The sequence below is a fragment of the Streptomyces coffeae genome, assembly GCF_016741875.1.
GTDB lineage: Bacteria > Actinomycetota > Actinomycetes > Streptomycetales > Streptomycetaceae > Streptomyces > Streptomyces coffeae.
Genome location: NZ_JAERRF010000013.1, coordinates 84,562 through 101,006 on the forward strand (window position 1 = coordinate 84,562; position 16,445 = coordinate 101,006).

At 72.7% G+C, this 16,445-nt stretch carries 17 protein-coding genes; 7 read left to right on the plus strand and 10 right to left on the minus strand.

All coding sequences use genetic code 11. The features are described 5' to 3' along the window. Positions 1 to 2: 2 nt before the first annotated feature. Positions 3 to 554 (plus strand): GNAT family N-acetyltransferase, encoded by a 552-nt coding sequence (locus JK363_RS22590; protein ID WP_307821828.1) that lies wholly within the window; start codon positions 3 to 5, stop codon positions 552 to 554. A gap of 50 nt (positions 555 to 604) precedes the next feature. Here JK363_RS22590 and JK363_RS22595 read toward each other — a convergent pair whose 3' ends face one another. The 3 genes from JK363_RS22595 to JK363_RS43870 all read right to left on the minus strand — a co-directional run bounded on the left by JK363_RS22595 (position 605) and on the right by JK363_RS43870 (position 3,003). Continuing rightward, positions 605 to 1,402, minus strand: a complete 798-nt coding sequence (locus JK363_RS22595) for a pyridoxine/pyridoxamine 5'-phosphate oxidase (RefSeq protein WP_201876820.1) — start codon at positions 1,400 to 1,402, stop codon at positions 605 to 607. A gap of 107 nt (positions 1,403 to 1,509) precedes the next feature. Then, complete coding sequence (locus JK363_RS22600; RefSeq protein WP_201876821.1) at positions 1,510 to 2,685, minus strand: thiolase C-terminal domain-containing protein; 1,176 nt, start codon at positions 2,683 to 2,685, stop codon at positions 1,510 to 1,512. A 192-nt stretch (positions 2,686 to 2,877) separates the two neighbouring features. Then, positions 2,878 to 3,003 (minus strand): hypothetical protein, encoded by a 126-nt coding sequence (locus JK363_RS43870; protein WP_268981073.1) that lies wholly within the window; start codon positions 3,001 to 3,003, stop codon positions 2,878 to 2,880. A gap of 201 nt (positions 3,004 to 3,204) precedes the next feature. Here JK363_RS43870 and JK363_RS22605 point away from each other — a divergent pair, with 201 nt between their 5' ends. Then, the gene (locus JK363_RS22605) at positions 3,205 to 4,497 is read left to right on the plus strand and encodes an acyl-CoA dehydrogenase family protein (protein WP_201876822.1); all 1,293 of its coding nucleotides are present in this window, start codon (positions 3,205 to 3,207) and stop codon (positions 4,495 to 4,497) included. Continuing rightward, positions 4,497 to 4,979: a nitroreductase family deazaflavin-dependent oxidoreductase gene (locus tag JK363_RS22610; protein WP_201876823.1), complete on the plus strand. Its 483-nt coding sequence runs from the start codon at positions 4,497 to 4,499 to the stop codon at positions 4,977 to 4,979. Before JK363_RS22605 ends, JK363_RS22610 begins: the two co-directional genes overlap by 1 nt. Positions 4,980 to 5,141: 162 nt before the next feature. Here the strand turns inward: JK363_RS22610 and JK363_RS22615 are convergent, their stop codons facing one another. Continuing rightward, positions 5,142 to 5,789 carry a TetR family transcriptional regulator gene (locus tag JK363_RS22615; RefSeq protein WP_201876824.1) on the minus strand — a complete coding sequence of 216 codons (648 nt, stop codon included), beginning with the start codon at positions 5,787 to 5,789 and terminating at the stop codon, positions 5,142 to 5,144. A 344-nt stretch (positions 5,790 to 6,133) separates the two neighbouring features. Between JK363_RS22615 and JK363_RS22620 the strand changes: the two genes are divergently transcribed. The 3 genes from JK363_RS22620 to JK363_RS22630 all read left to right on the plus strand — a co-directional run bounded on the left by JK363_RS22620 (position 6,134) and on the right by JK363_RS22630 (position 10,822). Next, positions 6,134 to 6,991 carry a VOC family protein gene (locus tag JK363_RS22620; RefSeq protein ID WP_201876825.1) on the plus strand — a complete coding sequence of 286 codons (858 nt, stop codon included), beginning with the start codon at positions 6,134 to 6,136 and terminating at the stop codon, positions 6,989 to 6,991. Between the two features lie 197 nt (positions 6,992 to 7,188). Continuing rightward, positions 7,189 to 9,876 (plus strand): protein serine/threonine kinase AfsK, encoded by a 2,688-nt coding sequence (gene afsK, locus JK363_RS22625; RefSeq protein ID WP_201876826.1) that lies wholly within the window; start codon positions 7,189 to 7,191, stop codon positions 9,874 to 9,876. A gap of 388 nt (positions 9,877 to 10,264) precedes the next feature. Next, positions 10,265 to 10,822 carry a hypothetical protein gene (locus JK363_RS22630; protein ID WP_201876827.1) on the plus strand — a complete coding sequence of 186 codons (558 nt, stop codon included), beginning with the start codon at positions 10,265 to 10,267 and terminating at the stop codon, positions 10,820 to 10,822. A 100-nt stretch (positions 10,823 to 10,922) separates the two neighbouring features. Here the strand turns inward: JK363_RS22630 and JK363_RS22635 are convergent, their stop codons facing one another. Genes JK363_RS22635 through JK363_RS22645 form a run of 3 tightly spaced genes read right to left on the minus strand, consistent with a single transcriptional unit; the run spans position 10,923 to position 13,289 of the window. Further along, complete coding sequence (locus JK363_RS22635) at positions 10,923 to 11,690, minus strand: enoyl-CoA hydratase/isomerase family protein (RefSeq protein ID WP_201876828.1); 768 nt, start codon at positions 11,688 to 11,690, stop codon at positions 10,923 to 10,925. Next, positions 11,687 to 12,127 (minus strand): Zn-ribbon domain-containing OB-fold protein, encoded by a 441-nt coding sequence (locus tag JK363_RS22640; protein ID WP_201876829.1) that lies wholly within the window; start codon positions 12,125 to 12,127, stop codon positions 11,687 to 11,689. Before JK363_RS22640 ends, JK363_RS22635 begins: the two co-directional genes overlap by 4 nt. Before the next feature lie 10 nt (positions 12,128 to 12,137). After that, entirely contained in the window at positions 12,138 to 13,289 is a 1,152-nt protein-coding gene (locus JK363_RS22645; RefSeq protein ID WP_201876830.1) for a lipid-transfer protein, read from the minus strand. A 127-nt stretch (positions 13,290 to 13,416) separates the two neighbouring features. On the opposite strand from JK363_RS22645, the gene JK363_RS22650 reads away from it, so the two are divergent. Next, positions 13,417 to 15,003, plus strand: a complete 1,587-nt coding sequence (locus JK363_RS22650) for a FadD3 family acyl-CoA ligase (protein ID WP_201876831.1) — start codon at positions 13,417 to 13,419, stop codon at positions 15,001 to 15,003. On the opposite strand, the gene JK363_RS22655 is transcribed toward JK363_RS22650, so the two are convergent. From JK363_RS22655 to JK363_RS22665, 3 genes are all read right to left on the minus strand, one after another. Continuing rightward, positions 14,978 to 15,343 carry an LLM class oxidoreductase gene (locus JK363_RS22655; RefSeq protein ID WP_201876832.1) on the minus strand — a complete coding sequence of 122 codons (366 nt, stop codon included), beginning with the start codon at positions 15,341 to 15,343 and terminating at the stop codon, positions 14,978 to 14,980. The genes JK363_RS22650 and JK363_RS22655 overlap by 26 nt on opposite strands. A gap of 295 nt (positions 15,344 to 15,638) precedes the next feature. Continuing rightward, on the minus strand, positions 15,639 to 15,821 hold the full coding sequence (locus tag JK363_RS22660; RefSeq protein ID WP_201876833.1) for a hypothetical protein: 183 nt from the start codon (positions 15,819 to 15,821) through the stop codon (positions 15,639 to 15,641). Positions 15,822 to 16,032: 211 nt separating this feature from the next. Further along, positions 16,033 to 16,308 carry a hypothetical protein gene (locus JK363_RS22665; protein WP_201876834.1) on the minus strand — a complete coding sequence of 92 codons (276 nt, stop codon included), beginning with the start codon at positions 16,306 to 16,308 and terminating at the stop codon, positions 16,033 to 16,035. Positions 16,309 to 16,445: the final 137 nt, after the last annotated feature.

Consider the following 16,445-nt stretch of genomic DNA (forward strand, 5'->3'; position numbering starts at 1 on the left):
GGGTGCTGAAACCGGTGGAGCTCCAGGCCCCTGGATTGCGGCTGCGCCCGTGGGAGAACACGCCGGGCGACCGCCGGGCCGCCCTGCGCGGGCTGGCCGACCCCGACTTCCGCCGGTGGAACACCCCGGTGGCCCTCGTCGACGGCGAGGAGGACGCCCGGGCGTGGACCCATGGCCGGGTCGACGGCTGGCGGCGCGGTGACACGGCGTCGTTCGCGGTCCTGGAGGACACCGAGATCCGCGGCCATGTTTCCCTCAACGTGATCGACTACGGGGCGCGGAGCGCCCGCGTCGGCTACTGGGTGCTGCCCGAGGCCCGCGACCGCCGGATCGCCTCCCGCGCCGTCCAGGCGGTCACCGGCTGGGCCTTCCACGATCTCGGTCTGCACCGTCTGGAACTCCGGCACGACATCGGCAACGAGGTGTCCTGTCGCGTCGGTCTCCGCTGCGGTTACGTCCCCGAGGGCGTGATGCGCCAGGCGCGCTTCGACCTCGGCGGGGCGCCCCACGATGTCCATCTGCACGCCCGCCTGGCCGTCGACGGCCCGCCGTAACCGACCAAGCCGGTCACGGCAGCCGTCACCGACCAGGCCCGTCCCGGCCTTCAGGGCCAGAGCAGCTCCCGCCGCCAGCCGCCGGGCTCCTCCGGGGCGCGCCGGTAGCGGACCCGTACGTGCCGCCGCCGCGCCTCCTCCTGGTAGAACTCCACCTCGTCCGGCTCCAGTACGTACAGCGTCCAGCTCGGGGCGGTGGCGTCCGGCTCCCGTTCGGCCCGCTCGTACGCCGCCTCGAAGGCGCGCACCAGCTCCTGGTACGAACCGAGCACCTCGCTCTGACGCCCGGCTCCGGCCAGCGCGGCCGCGAGCGCGGCGGGGGACCGGCCGCGCAGATCCGCCGCGCTCTCCTCGGCCCCGGCCTCGTGGACCCGGCCGCCGATCCGCACCTGACGTCCGGTGCGCGGCCAGTGGAACGCGAGCGAGGCGTACGGGCGCTCGGCCAGCTCCCGGCCCTTGCGGCTGGTGCGATGGGTGCCGAAGTGCCAGCCGCGGGCGTCGGCGCCGTGCAGCATCACGGTGCGCTGGGACGGGCGGCCGTCGGCCCCGGCGGTGGCCAGCATCATGGTGTGCGCGGCCGGTTCGTCCGACCCGGCGGCCTCACGCAGCCAGCGCCGGAACAGCGGAAGCGGTGCGTCCGGAGCCATGTCCGGGTCGAGGACCGGCAGTTCGCCGCCGTGGCGCACCCGCAGCCCGCGCAGCAGCTCCTGGAAGGACGCGTCGCTGTCAACCGCGTCGGTGTCAACCGCGTCGCTGTCACCGACCGTGTCGGTCTCACCGACCGCGTCGCTGTCACCGGCCGCACCGGCCCCCGGCGCCCCGGGCTCGTTCTCCTCGGCTCCGCTCATCGGACGTTCTCCGCCTCCCGCGCCCGCGCACTCCGCGCACGCTCGCCTGCCCCTCGATTCCGGCCATCCGATCATCCGGACCCGGCCGGGGCAAGCGCGGCGGGCCGTCAGCCGCGGCCCAGCACCACCGTGCCCGACGAGCAGAACCAGCCGCCCGTGCCCGATGCCACGGCCAGCTCCGGCAGTTGTCCGTCCGCCCTGCGGACCTGGCGTTCGCCCGCCTCCCCGCGCACCTGCCGTACCGCCTCGACCAGCAGGAACAGCCCGCGCATCCCGGGGTGGCAAGCCGAGAGGCCCCCACCGTCGGTGTTGGTGGGCAGATCGCCGCCGAGCGTCAGCCGTCCCTTCGCCGCGAACGCCCCGCCCTCGCCCTTGGCGCAGAAGCCCAGGTCCTCAAGGGTCACCAGGGTCATATAGGTGAAGGCGTCGTACAGCTGCGCCACATCGATCTCCGACGGGCGCACCCCCGCCCGCTCGAACGCCGCGCGCCCCGAGACCGCCGCGGGGGAGACCGTGAAGTCGTCCCACTCGGACATGGTGGTGTGCGAGAGGGCGGTACCGGAGCCGAGCACCCACACCGGCGGCGCGGCCGTGTCCGGCACATACTCCTCGCCCGCCAGCAGCACCGCGCAGCCGCCGTCCGAGCGGATGCAGCAGTGCAGTTTGGTGAACGGGTCGGCGATCATCGGCCCGCTCAGGACGTCCTCGACGGTGATCGGATCCCGAAACATCGCATCCGGATTGTGTGCGGCGTTGGCACGCGCCTGAACGGCGATGTCCGCGAGCTGCTCGAGTGTGGTGCCGTACTCATGCATATGACGACGGGCGGCCATCGCGTACTTGGCGATGAGCGTATGGCCGTAGGGCGCCTCGAACTGGAGGGGGCCACGCGCCCCGAAGGAGAGGTTGGCGGTGCGGCGGCCGGACCGGATGTCGGCGCGGGCGGTCGAGCCGTAGACCAGCAGCACGGCCCGGGCGCGGCCGGCGGCGATCGCGTCCGCGGCGTGGGCGGCCATCACTTCCCAGGTGGAGCCGCCGACGGCGGTGGAGTCGGCCCAGGTGGGACGCAGCCCCAGATACTCGGCGACCTCCAGTGGCGCGAGCGTGCCCAGCCCGGCGGAGGCGAAGCCGTCCACGACCGAGCGGTCGAGCCCGGAGTCGGCGAGCGCACGGCGCGCGGCCTGGGCGTGCAGCGCGTAGGGGGTGGCCGTGTCGACACGGCCGCAGTCGGAGAGGGAGACGCCGACGACGGCAACCTTGCGGGTGCGCTTCGCTGCGGGCATGGATCTGACGGTACATCAGATAGCCCGAGACCGGGGCAGGGCTGTACGGGCCATGGCATCGAGATGAGGTGCGGCAGCGGTGCATGGGCAGGCGGCAGCGCCGTGCGGTGGGGGCCCGGACGCCCTCGTAGTCGCACTCTCGCCGCCGTCGGCGGTCGAGCGTGGTCCCCGTCCGGACCTCAGGTGCGGCGGCTACTGCAGGAACTGCGCCGCGCACGCGGCGATCGCCACCAGAAGGCTCAACAGCCCGATCGCGACCTGCCACTTGTCAGGGCTGGTCCACCGGCCGTCCGTCTCCTGCGTGTCCCGATCGTCCATCACCCCTCCTCGCTCCTCCGACAGGCCCCGGAGGACAGGGCCACCGCCGGTTTCGAACTCCGGCGGAGCTGAAGGGAGGAACGTGGTGGGGCGGCGCCCATCCTACAAAGGGCGGCGGGCGGAAGGGGTGGGAAAGTGTGGATTGCCTCTCTAGTATGACGGCCCGTCAGAAACGGCCGGTCGGAGACGGAGGGCTCGCCGATGGACGCCGCGTTCACCGAGGAACAGGACCAGATCCGCCGTACGCTGCGGGCACTGCTGCGGGAGCGGTGCGACGCGCACGCGGTCAAGGCGGCGGTCCGCACCGCGCCCGGCCATGACGGTTCGCTGTGGCGGCTGCTCGCCCGGCGTCCGGGCCTCCCCGGGCTGGCCCTGCCCGAGGCGTACGGCGGTGTCGGCTGCGGATCCGTCGAACTGGCCCTGGCCTGCGAGGAGGCCGGACGGGCGCTGCTTCCCTCGCCCCTGCTGGCCACCGCCGTGCTCACCGCGCCGCTCCTCGCCCGGCTCGGCACCGACGCCCAGTGCGCCGAACTGCTGCCGCGGATCGTCAGCGGGGAGCTGACGGCGGCGCTCGCGGTGCCGGGTGGTGCGCTGCCGGAGGCGCTCGGGCTGACCGGAACGCGCGCGGAGGCCGCCGGGGGAACGCGGAACGGCTGGGCGGGCGGCGGACGCGCGGGCGGGGTGCAGGCGCGTCATGACGGCGAGGCAGGGTGGCGGCTGTACGGACAGGTGGAGCAGGTGCTCGACGGTCACAGCGCGGGGCTGCTGCTGGTCGCGGCCCACGCCGGGGGCTGTACGCGCGGCCGGACCCTGCTGTTCCTGGTCCGGGGCGAGGCGGCCGGACTCACCCGCACCCGGCTGACCGCGCTCGACGAGACGCGGCCGCAGGCCCGTATCGAGCTGCGGGACGTGGCGGCGCAGCCGCTGGGCGGCGACCCCGGCCGTGCCGCGGACGGGGACCCGGAGCGGGCAGTGGACGGGCTGGTCCGGCTGGGCGTCACGGCCGCGGCTCAACTCGCCGCCGAGGCCGTGGGGGTGGCCGACGCGGCGCTGGCGCACACGGTCGCGTACGTACGGGAGCGGGAGCAGTTCGGCCGTCCCATCGGCTCCTTCCAGGCGGTCAAGCACCGGCTGGCGGATGTCTATGTCCGGGTCCAGGCGGCCCGTTCGGCGGCGTACTACGCGGCCTGGGCAACGGACCGGACGGACGCCCCGGACCGGCGGCGGGACGACCACGAGGCGGCGGTCGCGGGCGGCCTGGCGCTTGCCCAGGCGCTGGAGGCGCAGCGCGCGGCGGCGGCCGAGGCCGTACAGCTCCACGGCGGTATCGGCTTCACCTGGGAGCACGACGCCCATCTCGCCTTCAAGCGGGCGGCTTCGGACGAACTGCTCTTCGGCCCTGTCCACCGGCTGCGGGCGTGCGCGGCGGAGCGGGACGGGCTGTTCGGCGTCGCGTCGCCCTCGGCGGCCTCCCGGACGGCGGTGGCGGTCTGATGGCCGGTCACGGTGTGCGGCTGGTGCGGAAGGTGTCGTCGACCCGCGCGTTCGCGAAGGTCGCACCGCATGTGATCCCGGTGTTCGACCGCACCGTCCACCGGCTGACCCGCGGCCGGGTGCTGCCGAGCGCGCTGATGCTGCCCGGGGTGATCCTCACGGCCCGGGGCGCGCGGACGGGACAGCCCCGCCGTACACCGCTGGCGTGCATGCCGGAGGAGGGCGGCAGCTGGATCCTGGTCGGCAGCAACTTCGGCCGCCCGGGGCATCCGGCGTGGACCGCGAATCTGCTGCGGCATCCGGACGCGGAGATCAGCTGGCAGGGCCGGGACATCGTGGTGCGGGCACGGCTGCTGGAGGGGCCGGAGCGGGAGTCGGCCTGGGCGGCGGTGCTGGCCTTCTGGCCGCCGTACGCGAGCTATCAGGCGCGGGTGGAGCGCCGGATCCGCCTCTTCCGGCTGGAACCGGACTCGCGCGACTGAGCGGAAACCTTCCTTCTGTCCCGGATGCCCCTCCGTTCCCTGCGGCCCCCGCCCCGTTCCGGGGAACGGCAGCGGCGGACCACTCGGGTCGAGTGGTCCGCCGCGGCGTGACAGGACGTGCTGGCCCGCCGGTCGGCCGGACCGGCGCGCGGTACTACCCGGCTATTTCGCCGGCTTACGGCCGGTGACGCCCAGGTGCACGATGTGGGCCAGGCTCGGCTTGAGCTCGGCCTGCTTCACACCCCAGCTCTGGAAGCCCTTCTGGTGCGCGGCGACCGCGGCCAGCATCGCGACGAGCGAGCCCGCGACCGCCGCGGCGCTGATGTGCTTGTCGATCCGGCCCTTCGCCTGGAGGTCCTTGACGGCGTCCGTGAGGGAGTTGGTCACGGCGTTGAGGATCTTCATGCGGATTTTGTAGAACCGCTTGTCGCCCTCGGCCGCACCCAGGTCGACCACCCGCAGGATGGCGTCGTGTTTGCGCCAGAACGAGAGGAAGCCGTCGACCAGGTCCTCCGCGGCCTGTGCCCCGGACTTCCCGGCCCAGGAGCGCCCGGCGACCAGATCGGTCAGCGCCGCGCCCTCCTTCGCCATCTCCTCCGCGAGCTCGAGGACGGCGCCCTCCACATCGGGGAAGTATTGGTAGAACGTCGCAGGCGAGGTCCCTGCCTTGCGTGCGACATCGATGACCTTGACATCTCGGTACGGGGATGAGCTGAGCATCTCGCTGAGGCAGTCGAGCAGCTTCTGCCGCGTCGCCTGCCCGCGGCGACCGGCCACCCGCCCGTCGACGGTGCGTACTTGTCCTGTCATGCCGTCAGCTTACCGAGGGGTGATCAGAGCGCGATTCGGCTGCGTGCAAATGGGTTTAGCGAGGGATGAGAGGGTTTGTCGGGCCTCCCGAGCAGGTCGGAATGGCTTATTCCGGCTGTTGTCGACCCGCGGAACCCGATCCGAGAGCACTCACCCACCTGAGTGATTCATGTTATCAACAGCCTGTGGATAACAATGGTGGATGAGCTGCCGGGGACCCGGAGGCGATGGTGCAGGATTGGCCGAAAGGTGAGAATTCCGGAGCGGGCGCGGGGGGCGATCCCCCGTTAGCGTGGCAATAGGGAAGAACGCTCCCTACAGGAGGACGCGGGAGGATCCGGGACATGGCCGCATTCGCCGAAGGCGTGCCCTGCTGGGCGGACGCGATGCTTCCCGACCTCGAGGCGGGCAAGCGCTTCTATGGCGAGCTGTTCGGCTGGACCTTCGAGGAGCGCGCCACGGACTACGGCCTGTACACCCGCGCGCTGCTCGGCGGAAAGGATGTCGCCGGGCTCGTGCCCAAGCCCGACGGACGGATGCCGACCGTCTGGAACATCTACTTCGCCACCAGGGACGCCGCCGCGACCGCCGCCCGGATCCGTGAGGCGGGCGGCCGGGTGATCGCTCCCCCCGTATGGATCGACGACTCCTGTGTCATGGCCACGGCCGCCGACCCGGGCGGCGCGGTCTTCGGGCTCTGGCAGGCGGGCAGCCACTCCGGCTTCGCCCGGCGCGGAACCCCGGGCTCGTACGGCTGGACCGAGGTCCACACCCGTCAGCCCCGTCCGGTGGACGCCTTCTACCGGGCGGTCTTCGGATACGACATGGAGCCCGTCACCCTGCGCGAGTCCGGTGCCGCCGCGGCGCCCGGGCCCCGGGACGCCGCCGCACCCGATCTTGTTCTCTGGTCACCGCGCGGCGGGCCCACCGGGCCCCGGTACGCGATCGGTGGACGGGTGGTGATCGACGACCGGTACCCGGCCGAACTGCCCGCGCATTTCCTCACGTACTTTGTGGTGGCGGGCTGCGACCAAGCGCTGCGCACGGCCCACCGGCTGGGCGCGCGAGTTCTCAATGACCCCGAAGATACGCCGTACGGGCGTTTCGCGGTCCTTGCGGACAATCAGGGCGCGGTCTTCGCCGTCATCGACACCTCGGCGACGGCTCCTTCCGCGGCGGAGAGCAGGGCGGGGCCGGGCTGAGAGCGCGGTGACGGCCGCGCCGTCGAACCGGGTGGTGTCCGGCTCCGTATCGCCCGATGACACGACGATTCGCCCCCGGGTTCGCAACCGCCGCCTTCGCCAGAGAGAATGCGGGATGCGTGCCGCCGGACGGTTTGTCGGTGAGACGCTGCACGGGGCTGTATTTTTTCAAGCCCCCACGGGGAGGTGGCAGGCAAGTGGTGGAGCAGCTGACGCAGCACGATCCGAGGCGGATCGGCCCTTTCGAGGTGCTCGGTCGGCTCGGCGCGGGCGGCATGGGGCTGGTCTATCTGGCCCGCTCGGCATCGGGCCGACGGGTCGCGATCAAGACGGTGCGGACCGAGCTCGCCGAGGACCAGCTGTTCCGCGTCCGGTTCACCCGTGAGGTGGAGGCGGCCCGCGCGGTCAGCGGCTTCTACACGGCCGCGGTGGTCGACGCCGATCCACGGGCGGCGGTGCCCTGGCTGGCCACGGCGTACGTCCCCGCGCCCTCCCTCGAGGAGATCGTCAACGAGTGCGGACCCATGCCCGCCCAGGCGGTGCGCTGGCTGGCGGCCGGGGTCGCCGAGGCGTTGCAGTCCATCCACGGCGCGGGGCTGGTCCACCGGGATCTGAAGCCGTCGAACGTCCTGGTCGTCGAGGACGGCCCGCGCGTGATCGACTTCGGTATCGCCTCCGGTGTCTCGAACACCCGGCTGACGATGACGAACGTCGCTGTCGGCACCCCCGCCTACATGTCGCCCGAGCAGGCGCGTGACTCGCGCAGTGTGACCGGCGCCAGCGACATCTTCTCGCTCGGCTCGACCCTGACCTTCGCGGCCACCGGACATGCGCCCTTCCACGGCGCGAACCCGGTGGAGACCGTGTTCATGCTGCTGCGCGAGGGCCCGGATCTGGCCGGGCTGCCCGATGAGCTGCGGCCGCTGATCGAATCGTGCATGCAGATGGAGGCCGACCGCCGCCCCTCCCCGGCCGACCTTCAGGCGCAGCTGGCCCCGCATCTGTTCGCCTCCAACGCCGACGACAGCGGTACGGCCTCGGCCTGGCTGCCCGGGGGCGCCGTCGCGCTCATCGAGCGCAAGCGCAGCGGGCGCAACCAGGTGCGCGGCGCCTCCGGCTCGCGCCCCGCGCCCGGTGGCGGCGGCCGCTCCTCCCAGGGCGCCTCCCCGGGCGCCTCCCCGGGCGGTGGAAGCGGCGGCGCCGGGCGTGCCTCGGCCCCGCTGCCGCCGGAGCGCCCGCCCACACCGCCGCCCTCCTACGCGCAGCCGGCCGGCGCCGGAGCCGCCACCGGGGACGGCCCCGGCGGCCGCCACGGCGCGTCGTCGCCCGCCGGTGCGGGCGGCTGGGAGCCGGTGGGCGTGGGTGACCCGCGCGGCGGTCTGCGCGCCCCGGAGGCCGCGAGCCCGCCGAGCGCCCTGGGCTCCATCGGACCGGGCCGGCATGCCGCCCCCGCCGGGCCCCCGTCCGCCGTACCGTCCGCGCCCCTGCCCGCCGCGGCCGACGGCCCGGTGCAGTTGCCCGGCTCGAAGGTGCCGATCGGGCCCGGGATGCGGGCCGCGGACACCCGTGAGCCGCAGCCGCGGCAGGACACCGGCCCCGCCACGGGCTGGGTGCGCCCGCCCAGCGGGCTGACCACCGGCGGGGCGAACGGCGGTGAGGCCGCGGCCACGGGCGCCGTGCCGCCGCCCTCCCCCGACGTGTCCGCCGACGCGGCCGACGGGCCGGGCGGCGCGGGCGGCCAGGGCCGCTGGCGGCCCTGGCGGTTCCGGATGTCCAACGACGTCTGGGGCACCCCGGCCGTCGCCGACGATCTGCTCTACGTCACCTCCTTCGAGGTGCACGCCCTGGATGTGGCCACCGGGCGGCGACAGTTCAAGACCCGCGACGTGGCCTGGGCGATGGCCGTGGCCAACGGGCGGATCCACGCCTCCGACGGCCCGACGCTCTACGCGCTGGACGCGGAGGACGGCGCCGAGCGCTGGCGGCTGTCGACCGACGGCTGGGTCTACTCGCTCACGGTGGACCGCGGCACGGTCGTCACCGGTACCCGCGGCGGTGGCGTCCAGGCGTGGGAGGCGGCCAACGGCGAGCTGCTGTGGGAGAAGCAGGGCCTCCAGACGGACTTCGAGACGCCCGAGTCCGGGCCGGTCATCCACGACGGCACGGTCTTTGTGTGGGCGGAGGGGCGGCTGCGCGCCCTGGAGGCGCGCACCGGCGCGGAGCGCTGGTCGTACCCGATCGGCGACGCGGCGGCCTGTGGCGGGGTTCCGATGCGGTTGCTGTCGGCCCCCGATGGGGTCGTCTATGTCACCGCCGGTACCCGGGTGCTGGCGATCGACATCGCGCGCGGCGATGTGCGGTGGCGTTTCGAGGCGCCCGCCGTCTTCCTGTGCGCGCCCGCGTACGCGCCGGGGCCCGCGGTGACCGGCGGCGGTATCTACATCGCCGACTACCTCGGCACGGTCTACGCCCTGGACGCGGCGAACGGACGCGACCGCTGGCGGATCGCCACCGAGTCGCGCCAGTCGATCGAACCGGTGCTGGTGGCGGACGGCTCGGTGCATCTGGGCAGCGGCAGCGCGCTGTACACGCTCGACGCGGTCACCGGCACCCCCAAGTGGCGTTTCGCCGCGGGCGGCGAGGTCATCGGCTCCCCGGTCGTCGCGGACGGACGGGTCCACTTCGGCTCGGCCGACCACTGTCTCTACACGGTGGACGCGGCGGGCGGACAGCTGCGGTGGAAGCTGGCCACGGGCGGTGAGATCACCGGGTCCCCGGTGGCCGCCGGGGGTGTGGTGTACGCGTGCAGCAAGGACCGCTGTGTCTACGCGCTGGACGCGGTCAAGGGCACCGGGCAGTCGCGCCCCTCCAGCAACCGCCCCTGACGGACGGGTCGGTCCGGGCTGCGCTCCCGGGCCGACGGCGGTGCTCCTGACAACTCCTGCTACCGTTGCGCGCGTTCAGCGACCTCCCGGGGGAGCACGGGAGGTCGGTGGACCGGTTTGAGGAGTTCCCTTCCCGAAGGCGCCGGGACCGGGCTCCGTTTCCCCCATCCGCCGCGTTCGCGGAACCTCGACGCCGTCCGGAACCGCGGTGACGGGTGAGGTCGTCTCCGCCTACTGAGAATCCGGGCTACTGAAGGATCCGGGCTACTGAGGATCCGGGCCGACCCCGATGTGACTTTGGGGTAGGGAGTGCCGTTGCTAGGGTGGCGTGCACTTGTCAACTGGCTTGTAGTTGGCTCGTTTGTGTCTTTCAACGGGGGAGAATTCCATGCATCGCCGTTCTGTACGCCTGCTTGCCGTCACCCTCATCGGACTGATGGCGCTCACCGGATGCGGAAAGAAGGGCAGGAGCCACGGCGGCGGCTTGGGCGGCCTCGGCTCGGGCGGCAGCGGCGGTGACTCCCCGGCGTCCGACCCCAGCGGTCTGCCCAGCGGCGTGCCCACCGATCTGCCCTCGGGCGCCCCCTCGTACACCCCGGGCTACCCGACGCCCTCCAGCTCCTACAGCTACTCGGCGCCGCCCACCTACAACCCGGACGCCACGAACGAGACCAGCGGCACCAACTGCCGCTACGACCAGTCCACCGGGCAGTTCAAGTACGACGTGAAGGTCACCAACACCGACTCCAGCCGGAGCTTCCGCTACTCGATCAGCGTCAAGTGGAACGACTACGCGGACGACGGACTGCTCGGCTACGACAGCCAGGACGTGACCGTCCTGCCCGGCCAGAGCGAGACCTTCACCGCGACCGCCGGCTACACCATCACCAAGCGGACCCAGTACACCTGCCAGATCAGTCTGGCCAGTAAGTACACCACCAGCTGAGCCGGCCCGGGGGGGACGGTGAGCGCGAGGGTCCGCGGGGCTTCTCCCTCGAGCGGCCCGGAGAGCTGACGCACTACCACTGAGCGGGGCCGACCGGTGTTCAGCGCAGCCGGAAGCCGGGCGTACGGGCCGCGAACCGCGCGGCCTGGCGTTCCGGCGGCAGATTCCCCAGCGCGATCAACTGCGGGGCCTGGGCGAGCGCCTGGGTCAGTGCCGCCTCCTTCGCCGTCCACAGCGCCCGTACCGTCCCCTGCACCGCCTCCGTCGGGTACGACGCCATGACGGAGGCGGCGCGCACGGCGGCCGCCGTGGCCTCTCCGGCCGGAACCACCTCGCTCACCAGGCCCGTCTCATACGCCCGCCGGGCCGAGACCCGCTCCGCGGTGCCCATCAGCGCCATCCGCGCGACCTCGCCGAACGGCATACGCTGCGCCATGTAGATGGCCTCGTAGGCGCTGACCATCCCATAGGTGGTGTGCGGATCGAAGAAGGTCGCCTGCTCGTCGGCAACGATGAACTCCGCCTCGCCCAGCAGGTAGAACGCCCCGCCGCAGGCCATTCCGCCCACCGCCGCGACCACCGGCTTCCACAGGTCGTTCGCCTTCGGCCCGACCGTGCGCAGCGGATCGTCGAGGGCGTACGGCGACGAGGGCTGGGGCACCTCCACCGAGCGGTCGACCCCGGTGCAGAAGGCCCGTTCGCCCGCGCCGGTGAGGACCACGGCCCGGACCGAGTCGTCCCGGCGGAAGCGGCGCCAGACGGCGATCAGTTCGTCCGCGGTCTCCAGGTCGATGGCGTTGTGCCGCTCGGGCCGGTCGAGGGTGACCACGGCGACGCCGCCCTCCTCGGTCCTGACGCGCACCGTCATGGCCGCTCCAGCAGCCAGCGCAGCACGGTGGGTCCGTCCGCGGGCTGGTGGAAGACCGCCTTCACCGGGGCGCCGATCCGGATCCGGTCGGGGGCGACGGAGTTCAGCGGGGCGTCGGCGGACTCGACGAGATTGCCCACCAGCCGGATCCGCGGATGCTCGGCCAGCTCCACCAGGACCACGTTGTACGGGGCCTGGGCGGCGTAGCCGGGCAGCAGTGGTGGATGGGGCAGGACGTACGACCAGATCCGGCCACGGCCGTTGGTCCTTTTCCACAGGTGCTCGAAGGACTGGCAGGACGGACAGCAGGGCCGGGGCGGGAAGCGCGGTTCGGCGCAGGCGGCGCAGGTCTGGACGCGCAGCTCCCCGCGGGCGGCGTAGGTGAAGAAGGGGGCGCCGTCCTCGTCGGGGACGGGCTGGAGCAATGCCGTTGTCATGTCGGTCGACTCAACTCCTCAGGAGCAGGGCGGATGTGGGAACCCCCTCGCCCGCCGTGACCAGGCAGGTGGTGGCGCCGGGGACCTGTGCGGTGCTGGTGCCGCGCAGCTGGCTGACCCCCTCGGTGATCAGGTTGAAGCCGTGGACGTACGCCTCGCTGAGCCCGCCGCCGCTGGTGTTGAGCGGCAGCCGCCCGCCGATCTCCAGGGCGCCCCCCTCGGTGAACGCGGCGCCCTCGCCCCGCGCGCAGAAGCCGTAGCCCTCGAGCGACAGCGGGATCAGGGCGGTGAAGGCGTCATAGATCTGGGCCACGTCCACGTCCTGGGGTCCGAAGTCGGCGGTCTTCCACAGCTGGCGGCCGGCGGTCCAGGAGGGTCCGGAGAGCGGATCGTCGTTCCAGTAGTTGACCATCCCGTGGTGCTGGGACGGCAGCCCCTGGGCGGCGGAGTGGATGTAGACAGGCCGCCGCCGGCAGTCGCGCGCCCGCTCGGCGGAGACCACTACACAGGCGAGCGCGCCATCCGTCTCCAGGCAGTTGTCGAACAGGCACAGCGGTTCGCTGATCCAGCGCGCGGTCATGTACATCTCGCGGGTCAGCGGGCGTTCGTACATCATCGCTGCCGGGTTCTGGTTGGCCCGGTTGCGGCAGGCGAGGGCCACATTGAAGAAGTGGTCGCGGGTGGCGCCGTACTCGTGCATATAGCGCCGGGCCAGCATCCCGATCTCATCGGCGGGGCGCAGCAGTCCGTAGGGCCGGGTCCACTGGGCCGGAGTGGGCAGCTGGACGCGGGTGTTGGTCCAGGGGCGCGGCCCGCTGCCGCGTTTGCGGGAGCGCCAGGCCACCCCGACGCTCGCCTGCCCGGTGGCGATGGCGGCGGCGAGATGGGCGACGGTGGCGCAGGAACCTCCGCCGCCGTATCCGGCCTTGGCGAAGAAGGTCACGTCCCCGGCGCCGATGGCCTTGGCGACCTCGACCTCGTCGGTCTCCTCCATGGTGTACGAGGCGAAGGCGTCCACCTCGGACGGGGCGATCCCGGCGTCGTCCAGCGCGGTGAGGATCGCGCGGCAGGCGAGGGCCTTCTCGGACTCGGGGAGCCGTTTGGCGAAGGGGGTCCGGCCGATTCCGGCTATCGCCGTCGCGTCTTTCAGGGTCGCCGCCATCGCCACCTCCGTGGTCGAGGTCCCCGGTGCCCGTGGCCACCGGTGCTGACAGCGGGGAAGGCTACCGCTAATCTGACGGACAGTCAGCTAGTGCGTACGGGCGGGCGAACCCGGCGGGAGGCGGCACATGGCGGAGGACACCATCCCGGCGCTGGTGCGGGCGGCGGCCGGGCGGTACGGCCCGACCGAGGCCGTGGTCGAGGGCCGCTCCCGGATCTCCTACGCGGAGCTGGGCGCGCGGATCGAGCGGGCCGCCGCGGCCTGTCTCGCCTCGGGCGTGGTGCCGGGCGACCGGATCGCGGTGTGGGCGCCCAACACCACCGACTGGATCGTGGCGGCGCTGGGCGCGGTCACCGCGGGCGGGGTGCTGGTCCCGCTCAACACCCGCTTCAAGGGTGCCGAGGCCGCGTACGTCCTGCGCCGGACCCGCGCCACCCATCTGTTCATCACCGGCACCTTTCTGGGCACCTCGTATGTGGCCTCGCTGCGCAGGGCCGTGGGGGAGGGGCCGGGCCCCGGCCCGCTGCCGGGGCTGTCGCGGCTGCGCGAGGTGGTCGTCCTCGCCGACGACGCCCCGGACGACTTCCGCACCTGGAAGGAATTCCTGGCCGCCGGTGCCGCCGTACCGGACTCGGCGGTACGGACCCGGGCCGACGCGATACGTCCCGACGACCCCTCCGACATCACCTTCACCTCCGGCACCACCGGTGACCCCAAGGGCGTGGTGATCACCCACGCCCAGACCGTGCGGGTCTACGACACCTGGAGCGAGATCACCGGACTGGTACGGGGCGACCGCTACCTCATCGTCAATCCGTTCTTCCACACCTTCGGCTACAAGGCCGGGATCATCGCCTGTCTGCTGCGCGGCGCCACGATGGTGCCGCAGCCGGTGTTCGGCGTGGAGACCGCGCTCGCCAACATCGCGGCCGAGCGCATCAGCGTGCTGCCCGGACCGCCCACCCTCCACCAGTCGCTCCTGGACCATCCGGCGCGCGCCGCCCACGACTTGTCCGCGCTGCGTCTGGTCGTCACCGGCGCCGCCGTCGTCCCGCTGGAGCTGGTGGACCGGCTGCGCGGCGAACTGCGGATCGCCACCGTGCTGACCGCCTACGGTCTGTCGGAAGCCTCCGGCACGGTCAGCATGTGCCGCCGCGGCGATCCGCCGGAGGTCGTCTCGGGATCCTCCGGGCGCGCCATCCCGGACACCGAGATCAAGGTCGTGGGACCGGGCGGCGCCACCCTGCCGCCGGGCACCCCGGGCGAGGTCCTCGTCCGCGGCTACCACGTGATGCGGGGCTACTTCGAGGACGAGGCGGCCACCGCGCGGGCGATCACCCCGGACGGCTGGCTGCGGACCGGTGACATCGGCGTTCTCGACGCGGAGGGCAATCTGCGGATCACCGACCGGGTCAAGGACATGTTCATCGTGGGCGGGTTCAACGCCTATCCCGCCGAGATCGAGCGGCTGATCGCCCGCCACCCGGATGTGGCCGATGTCGCCGTGATCGGCATCCCCGACCCACGGCTGGGGGAGGTGGCCAAGGCGTACGCCGTCCGCCGCCCCGAGTCCACGCTGACCGCGGACGATCTGATCGCGTGGTCGCGGCGGGAGATGGCGAACTACAAGGTGCCACGGCAGGTGGAGTTCCTGCCCGAACTGCCGCGCAACGCCGGCGGCAAGGTGCTCAAGACCGCGCTGCGGGCGCGCTGAGGCCCACCGCCCCGGCCAGGACCCGCATCCGCCGCGCCACCTCGCCCAGCTCCCCCGAGGAGACGGCGAGACGCCCGGCCCCGACGGCGCGCCACGCCCCCACCTTCGCCCCTGCCTCGTCCGCGTCGCGGCCCTCGCCGTCCCAGGCGATCCGCGCCCCGGCGTTGACCGGCCGACCGCCGCTCAGCTCGTCCAGCCGCGCGCGGTGCCCGGCGAACGTCTCCGGGGTCAGCATCACCCCTTGCCACCAGTCGCCCAGCTCGGCGGCCCGGCGCGGCGCGGCGGGGGAGTTGCCGCCGACGAGGAACGGTACCGGGCGCTCCGGAACGGGCTGGAACACCGCCCGCTCGTCGAAGGAGTGCTACGCGTCCCGGTACGCCCCGCCGCCGTTCTCAGGGCCCTGGTGGAGATGGCGGATCAGCCGCAGGGCACGGGTCGTGCGGGGCGCGGCGGTCGGCGAAGTCGAGCCCGGCGGCGTCGAAAAGGACGACGTGCAGCCGCATGGGGGCTCCTGTGACTCCGGTGGATCGAATGGCCCCTTTCCAAGGCGTGACATCGATGTGAGGGCAACACCGGGCCTGGCAAAGGAACGGGCCGAGCCTTTCGGCCCGGCCCCCGTGTGAGGTGATGAGGTCCTAGTGAGGTACGGGCGCGGGGAAGTGCTCGTCCGCGAGGGAGTAGTGGGCGGTGGCCCCGTTGGACTGGGACAGGGCCGGGTGCGCAGGGTCACCGGTGGATGCCAGTGCCGGGGCGGCGATGCCCACGGCGGCGGCGGCCGCGACGGCCACGGTTATCAGGGTCTTTTTGGCGCGAGTCATTCCAGCTCCTCCGGGCGGGGGGTTGAGATTCCCACTTTGTATAACAAATGCCCATACAATGGGTGCATATGTTCGGTCATCCGGCTTGAAAATGGCGGGTATTGGCCAAAAGAGAGGTCCCGCGACACAACAAGGGCCGACGCCGACGGCTTCCCCTCCCCGCCGTCGACGTCGGCCCTGGGTATTACCTCAGTGGGCTGTGGCGCCGCCCCTACTCGCCGTCCTTGGCGGCGGGCTCGTTCTTCGCGGAGAGAACCTTGGGCGGCGCCGGCATGTGCTCATCCGCGGTCTGGATGGTGCTGGGGTCGACTCCGGCCCCCTCGGCACCGCCGGAACGGACCTTCGGCGGCGCGGGCATGTGCTCGTCGGCGCGGAGTTTGGGCGGCGCAGGCATGTGCTCGTCCTGCGTGGCGAGCTGAGGCGGCGCGGGCATGTGCTCGTCCATCGGCCGGAAGGCGTCGGACTGGGGCTTCTTGTCTTCGGACATCGCGATCATTCCTCACAGCTGTGGTTGGCAGGATGTGCGACGCCCGCCCGGCGACTCCCCCGTGGGTCGCCGGACGAGCGTCTCAGAGCCGCATCACCATACGGTGGGGGCCTGACAACCGACCCGCCTGCCCCCCG

Excerpts from the sequence above, each read along its gene's own strand:
- JK363_RS22665 (WP_201876834.1), bottom strand. The coding sequence starts at position 16,308 with ATGTCCGAAGACAAGAAGCCCCAGTCCGACGCCTTCCGGCCGATGGAC.
- JK363_RS22615 (WP_201876824.1), bottom strand. The coding sequence starts at position 5,789 with ATGACAGGACAAGTACGCACCGTCGACGGGCGGGTGGCCGGTCGCCGC.
- JK363_RS43870 (WP_268981073.1), bottom strand. The coding sequence starts at position 3,003 with ATGGACGATCGGGACACGCAGGAGACGGACGGCCGGTGGACCAGCCCT.
- JK363_RS22605 (WP_201876822.1), top strand. The coding sequence starts at position 3,205 with ATGGACGCCGCGTTCACCGAGGAACAGGACCAGATCCGCCGTACGCTG.
- JK363_RS22640 (WP_201876829.1), bottom strand. The coding sequence starts at position 12,127 with ATGACAACGGCATTGCTCCAGCCCGTCCCCGACGAGGACGGCGCCCCC.
- JK363_RS22660 (WP_201876833.1), bottom strand. The coding sequence starts at position 15,821 with ATGACTCGCGCCAAAAAGACCCTGATAACCGTGGCCGTCGCGGCCGCC.
- JK363_RS22595 (WP_201876820.1), bottom strand. The coding sequence starts at position 1,402 with ATGAGCGGAGCCGAGGAGAACGAGCCCGGGGCGCCGGGGGCCGGTGCG.
- JK363_RS22630 (WP_201876827.1), top strand. The coding sequence starts at position 10,265 with ATGCATCGCCGTTCTGTACGCCTGCTTGCCGTCACCCTCATCGGACTG.
- JK363_RS22620 (WP_201876825.1), top strand. The coding sequence starts at position 6,134 with ATGGCCGCATTCGCCGAAGGCGTGCCCTGCTGGGCGGACGCGATGCTT.
- JK363_RS22635 (WP_201876828.1), bottom strand. The coding sequence starts at position 11,690 with ATGACGGTGCGCGTCAGGACCGAGGAGGGCGGCGTCGCCGTGGTCACC.
- JK363_RS22650 (WP_201876831.1), top strand. The coding sequence starts at position 13,417 with ATGGCGGAGGACACCATCCCGGCGCTGGTGCGGGCGGCGGCCGGGCGG.
- JK363_RS22645 (WP_201876830.1), bottom strand. The coding sequence starts at position 13,289 with ATGGCGGCGACCCTGAAAGACGCGACGGCGATAGCCGGAATCGGCCGG.
- JK363_RS22610 (WP_201876823.1), top strand. The coding sequence starts at position 4,497 with ATGGCCGGTCACGGTGTGCGGCTGGTGCGGAAGGTGTCGTCGACCCGC.
- JK363_RS22600 (WP_201876821.1), bottom strand. The coding sequence starts at position 2,685 with ATGCCCGCAGCGAAGCGCACCCGCAAGGTTGCCGTCGTCGGCGTCTCC.